6 protein-coding genes are annotated in these 7,332 nt (G+C 46.6%); all 6 read right to left on the reverse strand.

The features are described from left to right. Positions 1–441 (reverse strand): 6-phosphofructokinase (locus Q8865_10455; GenBank protein ID MDP4153836.1); only part of this gene is annotated, 441 nt, incomplete at its 3' end. A 75-nt stretch (positions 442–516) separates the two neighbouring features. Further along, positions 517–4,092, reverse strand: coding sequence for a DNA polymerase III subunit alpha (locus Q8865_10460; GenBank protein MDP4153837.1), 3,576 nt, complete (start codon positions 4,090–4,092; stop codon positions 517–519). A gap of 18 nt (positions 4,093–4,110) precedes the next feature. Further along, positions 4,111–5,007 carry a DNA-binding protein WhiA gene (gene whiA, locus Q8865_10465; protein MDP4153838.1) on the reverse strand — a complete coding sequence of 299 codons (897 nt, stop codon included), beginning with the start codon at positions 5,005–5,007 and terminating at the stop codon, positions 4,111–4,113. Then, positions 5,004–5,861 carry an RNase adapter RapZ gene (gene rapZ, locus Q8865_10470; GenBank protein MDP4153839.1) on the reverse strand — a complete coding sequence of 286 codons (858 nt, stop codon included), beginning with the start codon at positions 5,859–5,861 and terminating at the stop codon, positions 5,004–5,006. The genes whiA and rapZ overlap by 4 nt, the downstream gene beginning before the upstream one ends. Before the next feature lie 28 nt (positions 5,862–5,889). Next, entirely contained in the window at positions 5,890–6,801 is a 912-nt protein-coding gene (gene murB, locus Q8865_10475; protein MDP4153840.1) for a UDP-N-acetylmuramate dehydrogenase, read from the reverse strand. A 31-nt stretch (positions 6,802–6,832) separates the two neighbouring features. Further along, on the reverse strand, positions 6,833–7,332 hold a 500-nt coding region (locus Q8865_10480; GenBank protein MDP4153841.1), incomplete at its 5' end, for a phosphatase.

Genomic DNA, 7,332 nt, shown 5'->3' on the forward strand with positions numbered 1-7,332 from the left:
AGCTGTGTCGAACCCGATCGTATAATCCGAGCATGCGATATCGTTGTCTATCGTTCCGGGAAGACCGATACATAAAACGCCGCGCTTTGACAGGTCGCTTGCGCCACGGAATGAACCGTCGCCGCCGATAACTACAACGCCGTCAAGGCCGAATTCTTTACAGGTTTTAACCGCCTGCTGAAGACCTTCCTCTGTCTTAAACTCAGGGCATCTAGCACTATATAAAACCGTTCCGCCGCGGTGAAGTATCTCCGAAACGGACTTTTTATTCATTTCATAAATATCCCCGTCTATTAAACCACTGTAACCTCTGCGGATGCCGAATACATGCATCCCCTTGTCTATTGCTTCTCTTGCAACGGCTCTGACTGCAGCGTTCATTCCCGGTGCGTCTCCGCCGCTTGTCAGAATGCCTATGTTCTTAACTTCTCTGCTGTTCATCTCTAAACCCTCCACATGATATATGCCAATTTACATGGCTATTATTATAAACTAAAGCATTTTAAAATACAATATTTATTGCAAAAAGACGGCATCATTTCCCAATATATTGCGTAATTCTGACAAAAGCACATCTGTTGGCTCGATCCACATGTTTCGCGGGGACACTAAATATTTGTTTTCGTCCTCGTAATAAATGCAAAGCGGGATGTTTCCGTCAAAGACTCTTGCGACCTTGATGGCTTTTTCAAGCTTTTCACTCTGCTTTGACGGAACCTTTATATAAAGCCTAACGCTCTTTGCCGATTCACTTTTCTGAGACGGACGGCTCACTTTGGCGGTAGCGTCATCATTTGTGCTCTCAGTGTATCTGTTAAAATACTCTTTTCTGTATTTTTCAAAATTTGTCTGAAGCTTAGAAAACTGATCTATCGGCACGGCCTCTTCCAAAATGATCTTAGCGTCCTCTTCCTCTTTTGCCGAAATCCTTCCGCGAAGCGCAATAGGCGCCCCCTCCTGCAAAAGCAGGCGGAGCCTGTCAAGAATCTTTGGAAAAACGACCACTTCAACCGATCCTGATATATCCTCAAGTGTCATAAATGCCATGGAAGTGTTATTTTTAGTAGTTTTCAGCTTTAACGCGGTAATTATTCCGGCAAGCGAAACAGTTTCGTTATCACTATAAAGCTGATCCCCTTCCTCTTTAAATGATAATATGATTTCACGCAGATTTGCGTGTTCAAAGCCACTCAAAATCTTTGAATATTCAGAAAGCGGATGCCCGGACAGATACATGCCCGCGCTTTCCTTTTCCATTGCGAGTTTTTCTTTAAGAGGAATCTCCGGTATATTCGGATAATCCGGTTCCCTTGAGTTCTCCGTACTTTCAGACATGCCGAAAAGATCGGTCTGCCCGTCTATATTGCGGCTTTTGCTGTCTGATATCTCATCCATGATCTTTTCATATGTGCGCAGAAGCTGACTGCGAAACTGCCCGAAACCGTCTGCCGCACCGGCGAAGATGAGCATTTCGACGACTTTTTTGGATAGCCCCTTGTCACTCATTCTATACAAGAAATCATAGAACGAAGTGAACAGCCCGTTTTTCCTGCGCTCTTTTATCATATCGTTTATGACGGCATAGCCGATGCTCTTTATCGCGACAAGTCCGAACCTGATGTTTTTGCCCGAAACGGTGAATCCGACGCCGCTTTCATTAATGTCTGGAGGCAGGACGGAAATCCCCATTTTCACACATTCGCCGATATACTCTGTCACCTTTTCGGTGAAACCGATAATGCTTGACAAAAGCGCCGCCATATATTCGCGGGGATAGTAAAGTTTGAGGTATGCCGTTCTGTAAGCAACTGCCGCATATGCTGCCGCGTGCGATTTATTGAAGGCATAGCTTGCAAAGGTTGCCATCTCGTCAAATATCTCGCTTGCGGTCTTTTCGTCAACTCCGTTTGCAATTGCGCCGACGCACTCCGTCGTTCCGTCATCACGCTTTAGTCCATATATAAAATTATGCCGCTCTTTTTGCATAACATCGGCTTTTTTCTTAGACATTGCACGTCTTACAAGGTCGGCTCGCCCGTATGAGTAACCCGCAAGTCGGCGGACTATCTGCATGACCTGCTCTTGATAGACTATACAGCCGAAGGTTACGTCAAGGATTTCCTTTAAAAGAGGCGTTTTATATGTCACTTTTTCAGGGTTATTCTTGTTTTCAATAAAACGGGGTATCGAATCCATAGGCCCCGGGCGGAACAGGGATATAACAGCGATGATGTCCTCGAAGCAGCGCGGCTTTAATGTTGTCAGCACCTGGCGCATACCGGGCGACTCAAGCTGAAAAACGCCGAGAGACTGTCCCTGTGAAAGCATATCGTAGACTTTTTTATCATCAAGGGGCATGTCCGCGGTCAGAAACCGTTTTCCGATGCGTTCTGAAATCATGTCCTCCGCGTATTTTATAACGGTAAGGTTTCTAAGAGCCAGAAAGTCCATTTTAAGAAGCCCAAGCTCTTCGAGGGTCGTCATTGTGTACTGTGTTACATTGAGCCCGTCGCCCTTTTGAAGCGGAACAAGCTCATCCACCCGCTTTGCAGTAATAACGATACCTGCGGCGTGGATCGACGAATGGCGGGGCATTCCCTCAAGCTTACGTGCCATATCTATCAGCTTTTTCACCCTGTCGTCCGATTCGTAAAGCTCACGCAGAGGTTTTGAAATGCTCAGCGCCTTTTCAAGCGTAATATGGATCTCGGATGGGACAAGCTTTGCGACTGTATCGACCTCGTTATAAGGCATGTTCAGAACCCTGCCGACGTCACGGATAGAGCCGCGCGCCGCCATAGTTCCGAAGGTCACTATCTGGGCGACCCTGTCGCTTCCGTATTTTCTGACGACATAGTCTATGACCTCTCCACGTCGCTCATTGCAGAAATCTATATCTATATCGGGCATTGAGACACGTTCAGGGTTCAAAAACCGCTCGAAGAGCAGGTTATATTTTATCGGATCGATATCGGTGATTCCAAGGCAGTAGGCAACGATGCTTCCCGCGGCAGAACCCCTGCCGGGACCTACAGGGATATCGTTGTCTTTAGCGTATTTTATAAAGTCCCACACTATTAAAAAGTAATCTATATACCCCATCTGGGATATGACGGACAGCTCATAGTCGAGCCGCTCACGAAGATAGGCTTCGGGTGTTTTTCCGTATCGCATCACAAGCCCGTCCTCGCAAAGTAAGCGCAGGAATTCAAATGGTTCTCTGCCCTGCGGCACGTCAAATTTCGGCAGGTGCGTCTTGCCAAATTCAAATTCCACGTTGCACTTATCACCGATCTTTAGCGTGTTTTCTATCGCGGACGGATGCTCTTTAAAAAGTTCAGCCATTTCGTCGCCGCTTTTGAGATAGAACTCATCAGTCGGGAATTCCATCGCGTTTTCATCATCGACAGTCTTTGCCGTCTGTATACAGAGCAGGACACGCTGGGCAAATGCGTCATCTTTAGCTATATAATGGGCGTCGTTTGTCGCCACAAGCCCGATGCCAAGGTCTTTGGCAAGCCTTACTACTGTGGCATTCACGACCTCCTGCTCTTTGATGCCGTGGCTTTGCAGTTCAAGATAAAAATCGTCGCCGAAGATATCCTTATACTCCTGCGTTACCTTCAAAGCCTCGTCATAACCAAAACGCATTATAGTTTTAGGGATCTCCCCCGCAAGGCAAGCGGACAGAGCGATAAGCCCTTTGCTGTATTTTCTCAGCGTTTCCTTATCCGTTCTCGGTTTTATGTAAAATCCGTCAACAAAAGCATTTGAAACTATTTTGACGAGATTTTTATACCCTTCGTTGTCTTTTGCAAGCAGAACAAGATGGTAATATTCGCTGTCCTGCTCGTGCGTCTTATCGGTGTTGCGGCGGGGCGCAACATAGACCTCACAGCCGATGATCGGCTTGATGCCGGCTTTTTTCGCTTCTTTATAAAAATCTATTGCACCGTACATAACGCCGTGGTCGGTTATCGCAAGGGCGCTCTGCCCCATTTCCTTTGCTTTTGCGACAGCCTGAGTGATTCGGCAGGCGCCGTCTAAAAGGCTATATTCCGAGTGAACGTGAAGATGGACAAAATCAGTCATCAGCGCCCCTCCCTTCTATTACTTTGAAAGTTCCATAAGCTTTTTAAGCCTATGGTTGAGCCCCGATTTTGTTATCGGAGCATCGCTCATGCCGACAAGCTCGGCAAGCGGAGCGTCGGGGTTTTCGAGCCTTAACTGTGCCGCAGCCCTCAAATTCTCGGGCAGATCATCAAAAAGTCCCCTTATTTGCAGCTTTCGTATTGCCGCAACCTGCTCTGCCGCTGCTGAAAGCGCCTTTGCGAGGTTTGCAGTCTCACAATTTGCGGCGCGGTTAATGCGGTTTCTTATATCTTTGTATATCTTAACGTTCATAACGTCGAACGCCGCATTCTGCGCGCCCATTATATTAAGCATATCTTCGATGCTCTCGCTGTCTTTCATGTATACAACATAGTTTGATTTGCGGACAATAAGGTTTGATGTGACATCACATTCCTCTATCAGCCCGTGCAGGGCGTCTGCCCGGCTTTTATGAGTTCCGGCAAATTCAAGGTGATAGGATTTTTCCGGAGCTGTTATACTGCCGCAGGCAAGGTATGCACCCGAAATGAATGCGCCGATGCAGCTGTCACATTCGAAATTTGCCCTGTTGAGGCGCAGAGAAACCGTTTCTTTTCCGTATCCCATATCCAAAAAAAGACGCTCAGCGTCTTTATCCTCAGCAGTAACAGTGTAAAGCTGATCGCTTTCACATACTCCTGCCGCAGTGATATTCAAAGTCGAATCACACACAGCGTCTGCAAGCGCCGCTATCCTCTTGGCAACAGCGACGCTCTCGGTGCTCAGTTTAAAGCGTGTAAACGAAAATATATTTGAAAAGAAAAGTATGCCGTAAAGCTGTGCTTTTCTGCAACAGTCATTATCAAAGCGCTTGCTCTCGCATATTTCGGATTTTACGTTTTGAGAAAATGTCATTTTGCAATATCCCTGTGTGTGATAACGCTGTATGTTACATTGTCGTTGATATATTTATTAAGTTTTTCGGCAATACAGGTGGAACGATGTTTGCCGCCTGTACAGCCTATTGCGATTGTTAGCGACGTCTTGCCCTCTTCCATATACAAAGGTATCAAAAAGCTGATCATATCGCAAAGCTTGTCTACAAATATGTTTGTCTCAGGAAAACCGAACACATAATCCCGAACCTCTTTATCCAGCCCCGTCTTGTTCTTAAGCTCGTCGATATAGAACGGGTTTGGAAAACAGCGCACATCAAAAACAAGGTCAGCGTCTGCGGGTGCGCCGTATTTGAACCCGAAGGACTGCACGGTGATGATCATGCTGTGCTTTGTGTCTTTTGAAAATATTTCGCATAGGTATTCTTTAAGCTGCTGTGAATTGATCTTAGATGTATCAAGTATATATGTCGCCTGTTTCTTGATTCCGGCAAGCAGCTCTCTTTCGGCGTTTATAGCGGCATAGACAGAGCCGCCGTACATGTCTGCAAGCGGATGCTTGCGGCGTGTTTCCTTATAGCGCTTGATAAGTGTCTCATCCGATGCCTCAAGGAACAGGATCTTATATTCAAAACCGGATTTCTTAAGCTCGTCAAGCCCCTCGAAGAATTTATCGAGCATATTTGCACCACGCGCATCAGTGACAAACGCGACCTTTGATATTTTGCCGCCTGACTGAAAGCAAATCTCCGCGAATCTCGGAATAAGCGCGGGAGGCATATTATCGACGCAGTAAAAACCTATATCCTCAAGCGCCGCAACGGCTCTCGTCTTGCCTGCGCCGGACATTCCGGAAACAATAATAAACTCCATGATCTGTTATCCTCCCAAAAAATTATGCCTAACCTATATATTTTATCTCACATTCAAGTTTTACATTAAAATTCTTAAAAACAGTTTCCTGAATATGATTTACCAAACGCCGGACATCGTCGCAGGTCGCCCCGCCTTTATTTATGATGAATCCGGCGTGCTTTTCGCTGACCTGCGCACCCCCGATGCTAAATCCTTTTAGTCCGCTGTCCTCAATGAGCCTGCCTGTGAAAAATCCTTCGGGGCGCTTGAAAACCGAACCCGCGCTCGGAAACTCGAGCGGCTGTTTATCGCGGCGGCTTTGCATCATTTCTTCCATCCTGCCGCGTATCATGGATGTGTCGCCGGTTTCAAGCTGGAACCATGAGCGGAGGATTATATTTCCGTTATCCATAAACACGCTGTGACGATAGGCAAAGTCATGCTGGTCATGACGCAGTTCCTTAACGTCACCGTCAGCGTCGAGATACTCAGTTTTAACAAGCACGTCGGCAGTTTCTCCGCCGTAAGCGCCGGCATTCATGAACACAGCGCCGCCAACCGAACCCGGAATACCATAGAGATATTCGATGCCGGACAGCGCCGCCTCTTTTGCGGCAACGGCAAGCCGTGCAAGGCTTGCGCCGCTTTCAGATGAAACAAGCTGTCTATCCCTGTCAACCCTGACCTCGCCGAGCCCCTCAGTGGTTTTTATTACTACCATATCAAGACCGCTGTCGCTGACAAGCAGGTTGCTTCCGTTTCCTATCACTAAATAAGGAACGCTTTTTTGGCGGCAGAGGGTGACAACATCCGCAAGGCCGTACATTCCCAAAGGCGTTACGAGAATTGACGCAGGACCGCCGATTTTGAATGTCGTATGATTGCTCATCGGCTCGTCTACAGCGATCTTGAAACAGGCATTCGATGCTTCAAGGTCTTTAAGTATGCTTTTTTCCATAAGGATCAACTCCTGTGTCTCTCTTTATTGTTTACTCAATCCTTATGCCCTTTTTATTATATAAAAAGTCCAGAAAACGCTGTTTTGTTGTATTGATAACAAGTTCCTCAGGGAAATCGATATCACTCAGCAGCTTTAAGGAATTGTTAAACACGCCGATATGCTCGTGAAAATGGGCATCGCTCGTTACCGCTATTGGACAGCGGTATTTTTTGCAGAGGAGCGCGATTTCGCGGCAGTTTTCTGGGCTTCCCTTTCTCACGTCAAAGGAATGGTTGTTTATCTCAACAACGATGTGCTTTTTCGCAAAAACAGGAATGACACGCTCATAGTCAAATTTATACATATCTGAACCACAATGTGAGATCATATCTATATACGGGTTTTCAGATAGTGCCAGATATGCCGCGGTATGCTGTTCGATCGTTCCCGGTTTTAATGCCGGCGTGTGGAATCCGGCGATCACCCATTCAAGCCTTTTTTGGTATCTTGGTATAATATCTATGCCGCCGATGAAGTCAGTTATGTTAG

This window comes from Bacillota bacterium (assembly GCA_030705925.1).
Classification (GTDB): domain Bacteria; phylum Bacillota; class Clostridia; order Oscillospirales; family Feifaniaceae; genus JAUZPM01.